This is a genomic window from uncultured Flavobacterium sp. (genome assembly GCF_951805225.1).
GTDB lineage: Bacteria > Bacteroidota > Bacteroidia > Flavobacteriales > Flavobacteriaceae > Flavobacterium.
Genome location: NZ_OX638201.1, coordinates 5,066,732 through 5,081,429 on the forward strand (window position 1 = coordinate 5,066,732; position 14,698 = coordinate 5,081,429).

At 32.4% G+C, this 14,698-nt stretch carries 13 protein-coding genes; 2 read left to right on the forward strand and 11 right to left on the reverse strand.

Annotated elements, in window-relative coordinates; genetic code table 11:
- Window positions 1-16 precede the first annotated feature (16 nt).
- The 3 genes from trmB to WN975_RS21085 form a co-directional block, all read right to left on the reverse strand.
- Complete coding sequence (trmB, locus tag WN975_RS21075) at window positions 17-694, reverse strand: tRNA (guanosine(46)-N7)-methyltransferase TrmB (protein WP_337969011.1); 678 nt, start codon at window positions 692-694, stop codon at window positions 17-19.
- 328 nt (window positions 695-1,022) lie between these two features.
- Window positions 1,023-2,405, reverse strand: a complete 1,383-nt coding sequence (locus WN975_RS21080) for an ammonium transporter (RefSeq protein ID WP_337968202.1) — start codon at window positions 2,403-2,405, stop codon at window positions 1,023-1,025.
- A 262-nt stretch (window positions 2,406-2,667) separates the two neighbouring features.
- Window positions 2,668-3,159: a nuclear transport factor 2 family protein gene (locus WN975_RS21085; protein WP_337968203.1), complete on the reverse strand. Its 492-nt coding sequence runs from the start codon at window positions 3,157-3,159 to the stop codon at window positions 2,668-2,670.
- Between the two features lie 707 nt (window positions 3,160-3,866).
- Here WN975_RS21085 and WN975_RS21090 point away from each other — a divergent pair.
- Window positions 3,867-4,520: a hypothetical protein gene (locus WN975_RS21090; RefSeq protein ID WP_337968204.1), complete on the forward strand. Its 654-nt coding sequence runs from the start codon at window positions 3,867-3,869 to the stop codon at window positions 4,518-4,520.
- A gap of 315 nt (window positions 4,521-4,835) precedes the next feature.
- On the opposite strand, the gene wrbA is transcribed toward WN975_RS21090, so the two are convergent.
- The 3 genes from wrbA to WN975_RS21105 all read right to left on the reverse strand — a co-directional run bounded on the left by wrbA (window position 4,836) and on the right by WN975_RS21105 (window position 7,806).
- The gene (gene wrbA, locus WN975_RS21095) at window positions 4,836-5,999 is read right to left on the reverse strand and encodes an NAD(P)H:quinone oxidoreductase (protein WP_337968205.1); all 1,164 of its coding nucleotides are present in this window, start codon (window positions 5,997-5,999) and stop codon (window positions 4,836-4,838) included.
- A gap of 337 nt (window positions 6,000-6,336) precedes the next feature.
- Window positions 6,337-7,311, reverse strand: a complete 975-nt coding sequence (locus WN975_RS21100) for an integrase core domain-containing protein (protein WP_337964803.1) — start codon at window positions 7,309-7,311, stop codon at window positions 6,337-6,339.
- 180 nt (window positions 7,312-7,491) lie between these two features.
- On the reverse strand, window positions 7,492-7,806 hold the full coding sequence (locus WN975_RS21105) for an HPF/RaiA family ribosome-associated protein (RefSeq protein ID WP_099710424.1): 315 nt from the start codon (window positions 7,804-7,806) through the stop codon (window positions 7,492-7,494).
- A 455-nt stretch (window positions 7,807-8,261) separates the two neighbouring features.
- On the opposite strand from WN975_RS21105, the gene WN975_RS21110 reads away from it, so the two are divergent.
- The gene (locus WN975_RS21110; protein WP_337968206.1) at window positions 8,262-8,498 is read left to right on the forward strand and encodes a hypothetical protein; all 237 of its coding nucleotides are present in this window, start codon (window positions 8,262-8,264) and stop codon (window positions 8,496-8,498) included.
- Between the two features lie 130 nt (window positions 8,499-8,628).
- Here WN975_RS21110 and WN975_RS21115 read toward each other — a convergent pair whose 3' ends face one another.
- The 5 genes from WN975_RS21115 to WN975_RS21135 form a co-directional block, all read right to left on the reverse strand.
- Complete coding sequence (locus WN975_RS21115; RefSeq protein ID WP_337968207.1) at window positions 8,629-9,045, reverse strand: very short patch repair endonuclease; 417 nt, start codon at window positions 9,043-9,045, stop codon at window positions 8,629-8,631.
- An 82-nt stretch (window positions 9,046-9,127) separates the two neighbouring features.
- Complete coding sequence (locus WN975_RS21120) at window positions 9,128-10,807, reverse strand: hypothetical protein (protein ID WP_337968208.1); 1,680 nt, start codon at window positions 10,805-10,807, stop codon at window positions 9,128-9,130.
- Between the two features lie 73 nt (window positions 10,808-10,880).
- On the reverse strand, window positions 10,881-12,878 hold the full coding sequence (locus WN975_RS21125) for an AAA family ATPase (RefSeq protein WP_337968209.1): 1,998 nt from the start codon (window positions 12,876-12,878) through the stop codon (window positions 10,881-10,883).
- Window positions 12,853-14,109 (reverse strand): DNA (cytosine-5-)-methyltransferase, encoded by a 1,257-nt coding sequence (dcm, locus tag WN975_RS21130; RefSeq protein WP_337968210.1) that lies wholly within the window; start codon window positions 14,107-14,109, stop codon window positions 12,853-12,855. The genes WN975_RS21125 and dcm overlap by 26 nt, the downstream gene beginning before the upstream one ends.
- A complete protein-coding gene (locus WN975_RS21135; RefSeq protein ID WP_026982691.1) occupies window positions 14,106-14,327 on the reverse strand; it encodes a helix-turn-helix transcriptional regulator in 222 nt (73 codons plus the stop codon). Before WN975_RS21135 ends, dcm begins: the two co-directional genes overlap by 4 nt.
- Between the last annotated feature and the right edge of the window lie 371 nt (window positions 14,328-14,698).

The following is a 14,698-nucleotide window of genomic DNA, read 5'->3' on the forward strand; positions in this document are numbered from 1 at the left end:
GTTTTTAAAATTAAAATTAGTCTTTAATTTTAAAGCGAATATACGTAATTGCCTTATTAATTTCTAAATATTGTTTTTCGTAAAAAGTCTGGAAAGCAGTAACTTCTTCAGGACTTCCTTCGTTTGTATATACGTTATGGTTTGCATATAAAACTTCGTGTCCTTCACCGTGAAGCAATCCAAGAGTATAACCGTGCATGAATTCACTGTCGGTTTTTAAGTTTACGACACCGTCTTTTTTAAGGATTCTTTTGTACAATTTCAAAAACTCCGAATTAGTCATTCTGTGTTTTGTTCTTTTGTATTTGATTTGTGGATCCGGAAAAGTAATCCAGATTTCATCCACTTCATTTTCGGTAAAAATATGATTGATTAATTCGATTTGAGTACGAATAAAAGCAACATTATGTAGACCGTTTTCTACAGCGGTTTTTGCACCTCTCCAGAAACGAGCACCTTTAATATCTATTCCAATAAAATTTTTGTTAGGATATCTTTCTGCTAATCCAACAGAATATTCTCCTTTTCCACATCCTAATTCTAAAACTAATGGATTGTCATTTTTAAAGAAATCAGAGTTCCATTTCCCTTTCAAAGGCATTAAATCGCCTACAACTTCTTCTCTGGTTGGTTGAAAAACGTTTTGAAACGTTTCGTTTTCTCTGAATCTTTTTAGTTTATTTTTACTTCCCACTTTTACAAAAATTTTCAGCAAAATTAAGGAATATAAACGAATGAAAATAGCCGAAACACGTTTAAAGTTTATTAGCCACGAATTCCATGAATTAGCACGAATTTTTTGCCACAGATTACACGGATTAAAAAGATTTTTTAAAATATTCTGTTACTATTCCGTTAGGAGTTAAATGTCGGTAGAAAATCAGATTAGTAGACCCAATAAAGATGTCCTGTAGGGACTACACCAGTTATGTTTATTAGCCACGAATTCACGAATTTTAATTGTTGCTTATTTCAATATTAATTCGTGAATTCGTGGCTAATTTTATACTGTAAATATATATTTATCCGTAATGTGCCTCAGTAATAGGTTTTAATTTTGGATCAAGAGTTTCATCGTGTTGCGATAAATCAAGTCCAATATGTTCATTTTCTTCAGAAACACGAAGCGGAATAATGAAGTTGGTTACTTTAAACAATAAATAAGCTCCGAAGAAAGTAAAGATCGAAACTAAAACCAGCGCCATCATATGGTGTGCGAAAACATTCCATCCGCCGTGAAGTAAACTTGCGTCTTCGCCATGAGCGAAAATTGCCGTTAAGATCATTCCCATAATTCCGCCAACACCATGACAGGCAAAAACGTCAAGCGTATCATCAAATCTTTTAGAGAAACGGCAGTTTACAACAGAATTTGAAACTAAAGCAGTTATAAATCCGAAAAACATACTTTCAGGAACCGACACAAATCCTGCGGCTGGCGTTATAGCAACCAGACCAACAACGGCTCCAATACAAGCTCCAAGAGCCGAAACTTTTCTGCCATTCATTCGATCAAAGAAAACCCACGTTAACATCGCAGCGGCTGATGATGTTGTTGTAGTTGCAAAAGCCATTGCAGCAGTTCCGTTGGCAGCAAGAGCAGAACCAGCGTTGAAACCAAACCATCCAAACCATAACATTCCGGTTCCTAATAATACAAACGGAATATTGGTTGGTATATGAGCGCTATTTTTTCTTTTTCCTAAAACCAAAACTCCCGCAAGAGCTGCAAATCCTGAGCTCATGTGTACAACAGTTCCTCCGGCGAAATCTTTCACGCCAAAATAAGTTCCTAAAATTCCTGTTGGATACCAAACCGAATGGCACAAAGGCGCATAAATAAAAATGGTAAACAAACTAATGAATAATAAATACGATATAAAACGAACGCGCTCTGCAAATGAACCTGTAATAATTGCCGGAGCAATGATCGCAAATTTCATTTGGAACAAAGCAAACAACATAAACGGAATCGTACTTGCTAATTTTTTATGAGGCAAAACGCCCACATAATCCATAAAAGCAAAAGTTGTTGGATTGCCAAAGAAGCTATAAAAATGATCTCCGGAACCAAATCCTACAGGATCACCAAAAGCCAGACTAAAACCAACGACAACCCATAAAAGAGTGACAACGCCCAAACAAATGAAACTTTGCAACATGGTCGAAATCACATTTTTTCTACCTACCATTCCTCCGTAGAAAAACGATAATCCCGGTGTCATAATCAAAACCAGACAGCAAGAAGTTAACATCCAGGCAACATCGGCAGGAACGATATGATCGGTTGTGCCAAATTCAGACAATACATAACTATTTTGAGTAACAGTTGGCCAAAATGCGCCGGTAATACAAACAATACTTATAATAATAAAGGAAATGATCCAGCGTTTTTCTATTTTCATTTTTCAAATACTTTATTTAACCCTATTTTTTTTGGGGTCAAAGTTAAAAAAAAATAAAGATTTTGATTTCAAGGGCTAATAAAATAGAGGTGTAGCTTTTATTTTAGTCAATATTGTAAAATTCGAACCATTTTTTTGAGACAATCTTATTTTGAACTTCCAAAATAGGATTAATATTGTCAATTATATTATAATTAAATTGATACCGAGTTCGCTAAAGTGCTAGAAAAGTTAGGATTATAAGAACAAAGTTCAAAAATGTTTATTTTTTCTGAAGCTTTGCAATCAAAACATCTTCGATTGGCGCTTTTACTTTAATGATGGCATCAATATCATCATTCGGAATCGTCATTGATAAAACATAATGCTGAATTTTCCATTCTTTCCCCACTTTTACCAAAACACCTGAACCGCGACAAATTTTCATTTGCGTATTTAGCAATTCGTCAAACCATGCAATTTTTCCGGTTTTATCAAAAAAGATATGACGTTCAAGAGCCGTAAAATTCCAAGTTGTTCCTTTGTCAAAAAAAGGTTTTGCCCATACTTTAAAGTCTTTTTTAATCCAGTTTTCAGTAGCGTCCGTTCCAATGAAAATCGCATCATCAGCCATTAAATTAAAATAAGTATCAAATTTCACATCGGCGGCAGCCTTATGCCAAGCATCGATAGTTTGATTGACTTTGTCTTTTTCAGAAGTTTGCGCATTTGCAAAAGAAGCAACGAATAATAGAAGTAGAATTGATTTTTTCATAATAGGTTTTGTTTGAGTTTAAAGGTAAGAATGATTTTTAAACGATAGAAGGTTTCACGCAGATTTTGGAGATTTAAGCTGATAAGACGCAGATAAAATTATTCATTAAATTTAATCGCGCAAAGACGCAAAGTTTTGTTTTAAAGTCAAAGATTGAAAAGTTCCGGAGGAACGGTGCATTTTGTAGAGACGGATTTCAATCCGTTATAGGCAAATGAAATTAATCGCGCAAAGACGCAGAGTCGCAAAGTTTTGTTTTAAAGTCAAAGATTGAAAAGTTCCGGAGGAACGGTGCATTTTGTAGAGACGGATTTCAATCCGTTATAGGCAAATGAAATTAATTGCGCAAAGACGCAGAGTCACAAAGTTTTATTTTAAAGCCAAAGATTGAAAAGTTCCGAAGGAACGGTCCATTTTGTAGCAACGGATTTTAATCCGTTGAAAGCAACATAAACCCAATATTTGTCATTTCGACCGGAGAGAGAAATCACACTAGAAACTCCGCATAGTATAGAGCCAATCTTTGTCGAGTTACGAGTGTGATATCTCCTTCGTCGAAATGACATAAAATGAGAAAAAAATCAGTAATTATCCGTTCGATCCGTAAAATCCGCGGGCAATATTTTTGCACAAAACTTAAATTAACTTACAACACTTATATGGTATAAGATGATTTAGTATATTTGAGTGCTTTAAAAATAGACATCATGAATCCAAAAATACTTATCAGTTCCGTAATCATTTCCTCACTACTTTTTGTTTCCTGCAAAAAGGAATTGGAACCACAAGAAAACACACCAACTTCTGAATTAGTTAAATTAGGATTGGCAAAAGACACAGCAAAAACGAAATCGGTAGTTCAAATGCCGGCAACAAATCCAAATACAGTTTTGGGAGAAACCAAAGGATTAAATCCTGCTCACGGACAACCCGGACATCGTTGCGATATTGCCGTTGGCGCACCATTAAATTCAGCACCAACGCAACAAGGGCAAACTGCAAATGCGCAACCTGTACAAACGGTTCAAATGAATCCAAGCCAGCAACAAGTAGTCACTACAACAACTGCGGCTCCGGTAAAAGTGGCCAAAGGAATGAATCCGTCGCATGGTCAACCGGGACACAGATGTGATATTCCTGTTGGAGCGCCTTTAAATTCTCCGGTAGCGAAGCCAGTTGCTGCGACTTCTGCGCAAGGCTCAAATACGACACAAAGTTTTACTGTTACGCCGCCGGCCAATAATGCAGTTCCCGCGTTATTAAGTACCGAAGAAGCAGTAGCTGACGGAATGAATCCAGCGCACGGAAAACCTGGACATCGTTGCGATATTGCAGTTGGAGCACCATTGCCAAAATCATAATATAACGCCAATAATAATCTGGGCGTGCCACCAATAAAAAAAGGGGTCAACTATGCAATCGCTTAGTCGGTCCCTTTTTTTATTGCTGTCAGGCTATCACTTCCGCCGCGGCGGATAGCTCTATCCCTCACGCTCACGTAAACAAAGAAATGTAGTTTTATGATATGAGATTCGTTCCAATTTTCCGTAGAGACGCACAGCAGTGCGTCTAGCATTTTTAAACACAATCCCTTTGCGATCTCAAAGCAAAGCATAATTTACAAAACTTCGCGACCTTTGCGAAATCCTTTGCGAACTTTGCGGTAAAATCTTTTTTTATTCAATTTCAAAAATCGCCTGAATTTCAACAGCCGAATTTATCGGTAACGAAGCCGCACCAATTGTAGCTCTCGCATGTTTTCCTTTTTCACCAAAAACCAAAGCCGTCAAATTCGAAGCCGAATTCATAAGCGCAGCATGTTGCGTATATTCTGGAGTAGTATTAAAATATCCCGTTAATTGCACACATTGTTTTACTTTGTTCAAATCGCCACCACAAGCTTCTTTTAGAACCGCAATAACGTTTAACATCGTTTGATACGTTGCTTCTTTGGCTTGTTCGTCTGTAACTGTTGCACCAACTTTTCCTGGATTCAAGATCTTTCCGTCTTTCAAAGCTACTTGATTAATGTATACTTTATGATCAGAAATCGTAAACGGAACATAATTCCCAACCGGTTTTGGAGCTTCAGGAAGAACGATATTATTGTCTTTTAAAGTTTTGTTGATATCGATTTTAGTTTCTGTAGAAGTTGTTTTTAGAGTTTTTATATTCTCAGTATTTTTCAATCCAGACGCTGCTCTAGCCAAAGCTTTTCCCTGTTCTTTAGCCAAATTCAATTCGCTTGGCGACGGACGAGTTCCAACAGGCGATCCAGCCAATGAAGTTGCCCCAAACGGAGTATTTCCTTGCGGAACCGTTTTGTCCAAAGTTGCCGTTCCCATAATTCCTGTAGGCACGATTATCATTCCGTGAGAAGCAAGAATATTCCAGAAAGATAAAATCGCAGCTTCTTTTCCTGCTCCGGATCCAGCCGACATAAATACAGTTGCTGGTTTTCCTTCTAAAGTTCTAGAAGTCCAAAGCGGAATACTTTGACTGAAAAAATAATTCATATCAGCGCTAATATTTGCAAAATGCACCGGACTTCCAAAAGCGATTCCGTCATAATTTGCCAATTCTTCGATCGTTGCAATTGGCAATTTCTCTACATCGGCGTTTAGTTTTTCTTTTGCATTTATCGAAGGAACACGTTTTATAGTTGCTTTTGTATTTGGATATTCCTGAATTCCTTCAGCAATAGCTTTTGCCATTTTATACGTTCCACCGTTTTGAGAATAAATCAAAATCAGAACATTTGTTTCAGATGATTTTACTTGTGCATTTACGCCAAAACTTAACAAAACTGCGGTTAGTAATACGAGTAGTTGCTTTTTCATGAGTTTATTTTAAAAAATTATTATAGAGAATCCCAATCAATTCGCTTGTTTTCCTTCAAGAATTAAGTTCGTTTTTTGGGACTGCAAATTTACCTCTTACAATAGCGAAAAGCGTTATTATTATCTTAATTTTATTTTCTAAGGGTTTTTCAGAGGTTCACAAAGAATAAACGATAAGAGACTTTGAATAAAAATCAAAAAGATCTAACATCTGAGTAACCACAATCTTTGTCATTTCGACGAAGGAGAAATCACATTCGATGATCGACAAAGATTGAGTCATTTGTTTGTGGAGTTTCTCGTGTGATTTCTCCTTCGTCGAAATTGTAAAAGTCACTTATTTCGGTAACGGATTTATCATTTCAATTGGTCTTTTTCCGTCAATACCTTGATGTGGTCTTTCATGGTTATAATAATATAAATATTGCAATAGCTCTTCTTTTAATTCTTCTTGAGAATCAAAATCCGTATCCCTTAATAAATCATCTTCGAGAGTTCTCCAGAAACGTTCAACCTTGCCATTTGTCTGTGGTCTGTAAGGTTTTGTGTACCTATGAGTAATTCCTAATTCCATCAGCATTCTCTCAAAAGGATGCTGATATTTTTGTTTACTTGTTTTGATTCCAAATTCAGGTCCATTATCAGACAATACTTCTTCAAATTTTATCTCATAATGATCACTCAGGATGTTTAAACATTTTAATGTGGCAAACATAACGGTTAAAGCGGTAATATCAGGAATCACTTCAGCCCAGGCAATCCGGCTGTAATCATCAATTACACAAACTAAATATCGTTTTTTACTTTCTCCTCTTATGATACTTTTACTTAAGTGATGACAATCAATATGCCCAAGTTCTCCCATTCTTTCCTTGATTATTTTTTGATGATTCTTTTTAATCTTCGGAGTTAATCTATTGATTTTATTACGTTTTAAAATATTATAAACTCCAGAATATGATGGTGTATGCTTTCCTAATTTGGGCCTTAAGATACTAACAATTTCATATTTGTTGTTTCCTTTTTCTCGTAATTCAATTACTTTCTGCTCTATAAAAGCTAGCGGTCTTCTGGTTTTATATCTGGGACCTCGTTTCTGAGGAAGCAGATCCAATGATTTCCCACTTTGCTTATATCGATTATAATACTTTAAAAAACTCTTGCGGCAAGTGTCATTTGCTGCATAAAAATCCATTACCTTTTTATACAAAGGATGAGTTTTATTTTTTACCTGCTCATATTCTTTTATTAAAAAACGATACTTCTCTAAATAGTTTCGTTCTAAAGTGGAATCCTGACTATTATTTCTCATCGTAACAAAATTTATTAAAGTTAAATTTTGTTACCGAAATATCTAACCTTTACAGAAATGACAAAAAATAAGCATAAGCTTTTGAAATTTTTAAAAAGAGAAGAAAGCATTAGATATAAAAAAAAAATGGCATTATCTAAATCTCAGATAATGCCATTTTTGTATTTGTTGGTATATAAATTAAAACGCTTTCTGTTTTTCGAAAGTCGTCGTAAGTGATTTTTTTGCTTTAGCCAGCGCACCACTAAAAGCCTTTTCAAGCGTATCAGAGTGTTCTGTAACCGTTATGGGTTGTAATTTTACTGGGCGAACTTCAATCACACATTTTTTATCGTTTAAGCTGAATTTCTCTCCGTTTTCATCTCCAAAATGTACTTCGATGCGGGTTATTTTTTCCTCAAAACGCGCTAAACCTTTTTCTAATTCTCCAGAAAAATAAGCTTCTAATCTTTCGTGTCCTTCGATGTTCTTGTCGGTATTGATTTGAATTTTCATATGGGTTTATATTTAATGATTGTTTCTCAAAGCTATCTTTTTTAGAATGAAAACACAAGTGAGTTAATAAAACATTAAGAAAATAATTACGCTTTTTTTAAGCCGAGTTTATCATTTTATAACGAAGAAATCTTGTAGAGTTTGTCATTTCGAGCGAAGAGAGAAATCACACAAGAAACTCCGTCACGTTTTCATTCCAATTGTCAGACTAAGCGAAGTCGAAGTCCCGCAACAACAAACAAACTGAAAATTCACAACTTTTAAAATCAACAAAGAAAACCCGTACAAACCAAGACGTTTTTTGGTATCTTCGCAGTCCTAAAACTTTCAGATTATGAACTTGACTAAATTTTTGCCCGTGTGGTACGCTGGCGGTATTGGAAACAACTGCAACGCTCTGAAAGGCGTAGGACAGCTAACCCATACGGGTTTTATATTACCTAAACTTTCAGATTATGAGTCTAAACACCCTTTCAAAAGAAACCGAATTGCGGTTAAACGAATTTTTCAACCAAGCGACAGATCCTAAAAGTTTCGCAAAAGCAATCCGAAAAGTAAATTATCTTCTCGCGATGTCTTTAATGCGAGAATGCGAAACCATGCAAATCGATCTAAAATCAGCTAAAGAAGGTTATTTCTGGCTCAATGAACTAGCCGAAATCTTAAATCCTTATTTGGATGTAAATGATTAAACTATAATAAACGAAAAGCCACTTCACAGTGGCTTTTTTTATTTTTATTCTTTTCTGATTGTTTCCTTTTTTCGCCCGCTTTGTCATTCCGAAGAATGATGAATCTCCGCAAGAAACTCCGTCGCGATTGTTAAACTTGTTTTTCTGCAATTGCGTTTTGAATTTCAAGAATACAAGAATTCAAATTCTTTTTGATATCATTACTCCAGAAACGCAAAATCTTCCAGTTTTGAGATTCCAGATAAGTATTGACTTCTATATCTCGTTGCATATTTCGTTCAATTTTTTTGATCCAGAATTCAGGATTGGTTTGTGGTTTTTTTCGAGTTTCCCAATCTTTCCCATGAAAGAATTCTGAATCTACAAAAATGGCAATTTTTAATTGTTTGAAAGTAAAGTCCGGTTTGCCGAAGACTGTTTTGTTATTTTTTCTATATCTATAACCTAGATTCCATAATGCTTTTGCCAACGTTACTTCGGCTTTTGTTGCAGTGCTTTTGATGGCACGCATGTTTTTGGAGCGTTGTTCTGGATTATGGACATCCATATTTAAATTTAATAATTAGTAGTGTTTTATTAATTATATGGTAGTGAGAGAAAGTTATGTTATTTACATTTTTGAATTAAAGTTAATCTAATTCTTTTATTTTTATAAAATAATCTAGTAAATCCTCAATTGTTGTATCTTCCCTATGTTTGGCTAGTAATAAACGATTATCTAATGTACAGAAGCATTTACCATTTAGTCTCTTAAAGTTTTTCTCAATAAAAGCTGAATATTCTCTTTGATTAAGTTTTGATTCATAAAACTCAAAATCACATTCTTTATTATTGTTGAAAAATTCTAAAAAATGATTTCGAAATGTTTCTTTTACTTCTTTTCGAAATGTTTGAATTTCGGACTCATTAAAATTTGTATAAGACTTTAAAACGTATAAAAAATTAATTTTATATTGATGAACAAATAACGTATCCCTATCAAATAATCGTTGTATAAAATGATATGAAGATATTGGACTTCCTTTTTTTGTTATTGAATGTGTGTTATAATTTGAAATATCATCTATATAACCATAAATGAAGAAGTTCGGAGAAATATTATAGCCTTCGCTTATTTCATCCCTATACCTTAAATTACCAATGTGATTTTGATTGTTTTTATTAAGTAAATCAATATTGAATTGAATTACATTTTTTGCATAAGTAAACTGTTTGTATTTGGATATTTTTCCTGCTGTATTATCTGATTTATAGTATTTAGAATCTCCAATATAGAAGATATCACTAGTATCAATTAAGGATTTATAATCATAAATATGATCAATAATTTTGCCGTCATCATTGTGCTTTAACTTGTCAATTGTTATACCATCTACTTCAAGATTATTTAATTCATTCGAAAATAATTTGTCAACCATATCTTCAAACACTAGATTATAATTACTAATAGCAAGAAAATCTTCTCTTTTTCTTTTGATACTACTTTTGTCAAATTGAGAAAAATATAATGCACACAAACCATACATTTTTTTTAAAGTATCGTTAAAATATCGATATTTTATTTTTCTAAGTTTAGCACTACCATTTAGGCACAATTTGTCAAAAGATTTTCCTTTTATAAGATTGAATGCTTTATCAATTTTAAGGTTAAGATTATGTTGGGTATTTAGATGATTTAGTATGGAAAAAAAATAAGTTAGTAGTTCTTCTTCTGTGTTTGTTATTTTTTTCTTATTAGTTATTTCAATGTACATAGGTTTTTTCCCATTTGTTAAAATAGGTAAAGACTTTCTAATTGTTTTTTCCCATTTTGGTTTTTTAGCTTGATTAGAAATAAACTCTATATGTTTGAATAATATTTGTTGTTTATTTTTTTTGTAGAAATTCACAAAGCTTAATAATAAGTCTAGAAAAGAATATTCCTTATCACCTAAATTAGTATTAAGTTCAAATGTTTCAGTATTATGAATTATAGATGTGTCCCTAGATCTTTTTTTAAATTCAGATAAACTATTGTAGAAATGTATTGATAATTGGCGTACCCAATTATATTGAGTTTTATGTTTTACTGATTCATTCTCAATTAAGTCAACTAACTCAATTTTTTCGCAACCAAATACAGTTTTCTCTTTGTTTTCCATAAAGACTTTTGGGAGCATAAAAACCAAGCTGTTTTTCTCAAATGAATGATAATATCCTACCGACGTAATTATTCCATCCAAACCGTTTTGTTTGTAAAACTTTGGATCATCGAATACTCCTTGAAGTAGTTTTATTGGATATATTTCGTTCTCAATTAGGATTTTCATTTTTTTAAGCCTCTATTTTTTCAGTATCTTTTGCTGTTTGACTTGCTTTAGAATCATCTTCTTTCCCCTTTGATTAAGGGATTGGGTTTAATTCAATTCTATCAAATAATTCTTTGATTTTCTTTTTACCATTTTTACTGATAGGGAAGAAATTTTCATAAGAACTGTTTTCTTCAAAAACGTTATTGTCTTCATCTTTAAAAACATCATTCCATAAATAAAAAATCACTTTATTAATAAACGGTTTTAATGAAATCGTATTCTCAATGTCAGGTTTAATGAAATAATTCCCAATACATTTATCCATACCTAATGATTTATTATCATTGATGTGATTTAAATTTATTTTTTCAATGAATTTAATCCAACTATATTTTTTACCATCTTCTATGTCAATTTCAAAATAATAAGATTCGTTTTTGTTTTCAAAATCATCAGTAGGATCGTAGCATATAGGAATGTATTCCCAATCCCAACGTCTTTTAAATGCACTATCCATAGGGAATAAGGATTGATCGGAAGTATTCATTGTAGCTAAAATGCTTAAATTTTTAGGTAGTTTTAAACCATTTTTAATACCTAAATGATTTTTGTCTTTGAATGAGCCTTCTAAATATTCTTGTAATTCTTTGGATGGAGAAACGGTATATTTTGAGGTTCTATCTAATAATTGGAAGATTTCTCCAAAAATCTCGGCGCAATTACCTCTATTGATTTCTTCAATCACTAAATAATATGGATTGTCTAAATCTTTCCACGCACGCTCGTAGATGCTTGTAAAAGATTGAGATACAAATTCATAGTGTATCTCAGTCTCGAAATATTCTCCGCCTTCGTCTTCATGTTTTATTTTTACTGATCTTGGTTTATATCCACCTATAAAAGATATGTTGTCAAATTCAGGATGAAAAGTTACTCTTTCAAAAAAATGATTATCTAAATCTTCAATTTTTGTATCTATTTTATGAGATTTTCCTGTTCCTGGCGCACCATAAAAAATGATATTTTTTGCGGTTGTTGATTTTTCTTCTGAAATAATTTCGGGTCTTTTACTAAGAAGTAAGTGAACTGAATCTTCACTTGTAAGTTCAAATTCAGGATAAAATTTGTCTATAAGTTTTTTTAAAGATACAAGATCCAATCGACGCTCTTTTCCATTTGTCCATTCAGTAGAAAAATAATAAAATTTATTATCATTTATGAATAACGGCTCGGTAAAATATCTTAGTCTACCATCTTCAAAAGATAGATCAGTAGGATTTAGTAATTCTGTAGATGTTTTGAAAATACTTGTTAAACTAATTCCATCATTCTTGATAGATGTAAAGTTGGAGTCTTTATTTTTTTCAATTGTATCCTCTATCGCGTTCAAGTTGTCGTACTGATAAAGAAAAGAGAATACTTCTCTCGCGAAAACTTTGGTTATATCATTTTTAATTATGTATGGAATTTTATTAATGAATTTTCGTTCCAGATAATTATATAATTCTATGTTTTCGCATAAATTAAATATGAAGCTACCTAAAATTGAGGAGCTAGCTTGAGGAATGTTGATTGGTTTTAAGATAATTGAACTAAAAAAATCAGCAGTCCCTCTTAATGTATATTTTCCTTTTTTATCTTTATTTACTATTGATTTAGCACCTAGATTAAAGCTTGGATTAAAGAATATTTCTGGCCCAATTTTTTTACTGTAATCATCCAAATCTAAAGTAGAAAAAGATAGACTTTTATTGATTATCATTTCGCAAATCTCTACTGTATTAAACTTTGTTTTTAGCTTTTCAAAAGCATCTAAAAATTGCTTTACAGATAATGCTAGTGCTTTAATACTTACAGCATATAAAATATATTGACTTGGTAAAATAACATGATTATCCTTAATTTTTAATTGTAAAGAATGATCATTGACTAGTATGATGCTTTCTAATTCATTCAGATTTTCTTTATCTGTAGTATCAAATTTTATTTCTGGCCAAAAGTCAATACTTTTTATTTTTTCTTCCAGTGTTTGTGCTAATTCTGAATAGTTTTTAAGCATAATGTTATAGTAATTGCTTTTTAATTTCATTAAAAATAGTTTGTATCACAGGTACAGATACACTATTCCCAAATTGTTTGTAAGATTGATTATCTGATACAGGAATAATAAAGTTGTCAGGGTATCCTTGTAAATTTGCAGCTTCTCTGGGAGTTAATTTCCTTGGGTTTTTATTTTTTTGTTCAATCAAAATTTCGCTACCATCTTTATAATATCTCGCTGATATTGTACTTGTATAATTAGAATCTTTGTTGAAAGAAGAAAAGCCAAAACCATTTCCTTTTTCTCCATGTTCTTTTCTTCTTCTAATGTGGCCCGCATAGAGCTTATCCGAAATAGTATATTTTGGATCTACTTTATTGGATAATATGTCGCCGACTTTTGTTTTTTTAACTTTTGATATATCTTTTGAATCAAAAATTATATTTCCGTTTTCATCAATCCCTAAAGGGAATTTGAATTCTCTTTCAGTTTCTTTCAGCCATGCTACAATAAAAATACGCTCTCTGTTTTGAGGTAATCCAAAATTTTTAGAATTTAAAACCTCTTTTTCAACATTGTATCCTAAATCATCAAACGTTCGTAAAATGGTTTTTAAAGTATTACCCTTATCATGATTTTTTAATCCTTTTACATTTTCAAGGAAAATTACTTTTATTGGATTTCCGTTTTCAATTCTCTTATTAATAATATCGGCAACATCAAAAAACAATGTTCCTCTTGTATCTTCAAATCCTTTTTTTAAACCAGCATGAGAAAATGGCTGACAAGGAAATCCTCCACATAAAACATCAAATTCGTTAGGGATATATGCTTTTGTGCTTTCTTTTGTTATGTCTCCAAAAGGTGTTTCTCCAAAATTAGCACGATAAGTTATTTGTGAAAATTTATCCCATTCGCTGGTGAATATGCATTTTCCACCAGAGTTTTGTAATGCCATTCTAAATCCACCAATTCCAGCAAAAAGATCAATAAATTTAAAACTATAATTTTCAGGAGTTGGAAAAGGTACATTTTCAACTTCAAATAATAGATGTTGTAATGCAGAATCAGAAAGAATATTTAATTTTTCTTCTTCATTTTTATACTCAACAATTTGTTTTAAATATACTGTAGCTTCTTCTTCAAAATGATCTTTAACTCCATTATGATAATTATGTAAATAATGAGTTAAAACAGCTTTTCGATTATCATCTTCTTCGACAAAACGAATTTTAAATTTTTTCCCATCAAATTCATCAATTGATATTATCTCTTTCATTTCTTAAAATTGTTATCGTTAAAAAAAGCCCCAAAGTCAGTGTCAAGAGCGGTAATTATTTTTTCTATTATTTCTATTGAAACATTTCGTTGACCTTTTTCAATATCTGAAATGTAGTTTCTGTCAACGTTGGAAATATTGGCTAAATACTCGATTGAGTATCCTTTTTGTTCTCGAAGTTCTTTGACTTTGAATCCGAATTTTTCTTTGATATTCATAGTTTATAAAAGTAGTTTCGTGCGTACAATTGACCTGCGTACAATTGACCTCATTAAATTTTAGTTTTCAACGTGATATTAACCGAAGATTTTAAGTTTTTTCCGTAAAAAAAACGCCAATCATTTCTGACTGGCGTTAATTAATATTTCTAAACTTTCTTATGAAACCAAAAGCCCTAGCCCTGATGGGAACGGCATCCTTTTGTGGCGGGGTTCGCTGCAAAAGATATAGTGGACAGCAGGAAATAGCTTCTAGAAATTGAAATTACAATATTTTTAAATCCCAAATTTTAAAAGCTCTTTGACTTCGCTCAGAGAGACAAATCTTTGGCGAGTACTAGCGTGATTGCTTCGTTCCTCGCAATGACAAG

Bases quoted from the DNA above. Each gene is read 5' to 3' on its own strand.
- WN975_RS21125 (WP_337968209.1), bottom strand. From the start codon at position 12,878: ATGAAATTAAAAAGCAATTACTATAACATTATGCTTAAAAACTATTCA.
- WN975_RS21100 (WP_337964803.1), bottom strand. From the start codon at position 7,311: ATGAGAAATAATAGTCAGGATTCCACTTTAGAACGAAACTATTTAGAG.
- WN975_RS21110 (WP_337968206.1), top strand. From the start codon at position 8,262: ATGAGTCTAAACACCCTTTCAAAAGAAACCGAATTGCGGTTAAACGAA.
- wrbA (WP_337968205.1), bottom strand. From the start codon at position 5,999: ATGAAAAAGCAACTACTCGTATTACTAACCGCAGTTTTGTTAAGTTTT.
- WN975_RS21080 (WP_337968202.1), bottom strand. From the start codon at position 2,405: ATGAAAATAGAAAAACGCTGGATCATTTCCTTTATTATTATAAGTATT.
- WN975_RS21085 (WP_337968203.1), bottom strand. From the start codon at position 3,159: ATGAAAAAATCAATTCTACTTCTATTATTCGTTGCTTCTTTTGCAAAT.
- WN975_RS21115 (WP_337968207.1), bottom strand. From the start codon at position 9,045: ATGGATGTCCATAATCCAGAACAACGCTCCAAAAACATGCGTGCCATC.
- WN975_RS21135 (WP_026982691.1), bottom strand. From the start codon at position 14,327: ATGAATATCAAAGAAAAATTCGGATTCAAAGTCAAAGAACTTCGAGAA.
- WN975_RS21090 (WP_337968204.1), top strand. From the start codon at position 3,867: ATGAATCCAAAAATACTTATCAGTTCCGTAATCATTTCCTCACTACTT.
- dcm (WP_337968210.1), bottom strand. From the start codon at position 14,109: ATGAAAGAGATAATATCAATTGATGAATTTGATGGGAAAAAATTTAAA.
- WN975_RS21105 (WP_099710424.1), bottom strand. From the start codon at position 7,806: ATGAAAATTCAAATCAATACCGACAAGAACATCGAAGGACACGAAAGA.
- WN975_RS21120 (WP_337968208.1), bottom strand. From the start codon at position 10,807: ATGAAAATCCTAATTGAGAACGAAATATATCCAATAAAACTACTTCAA.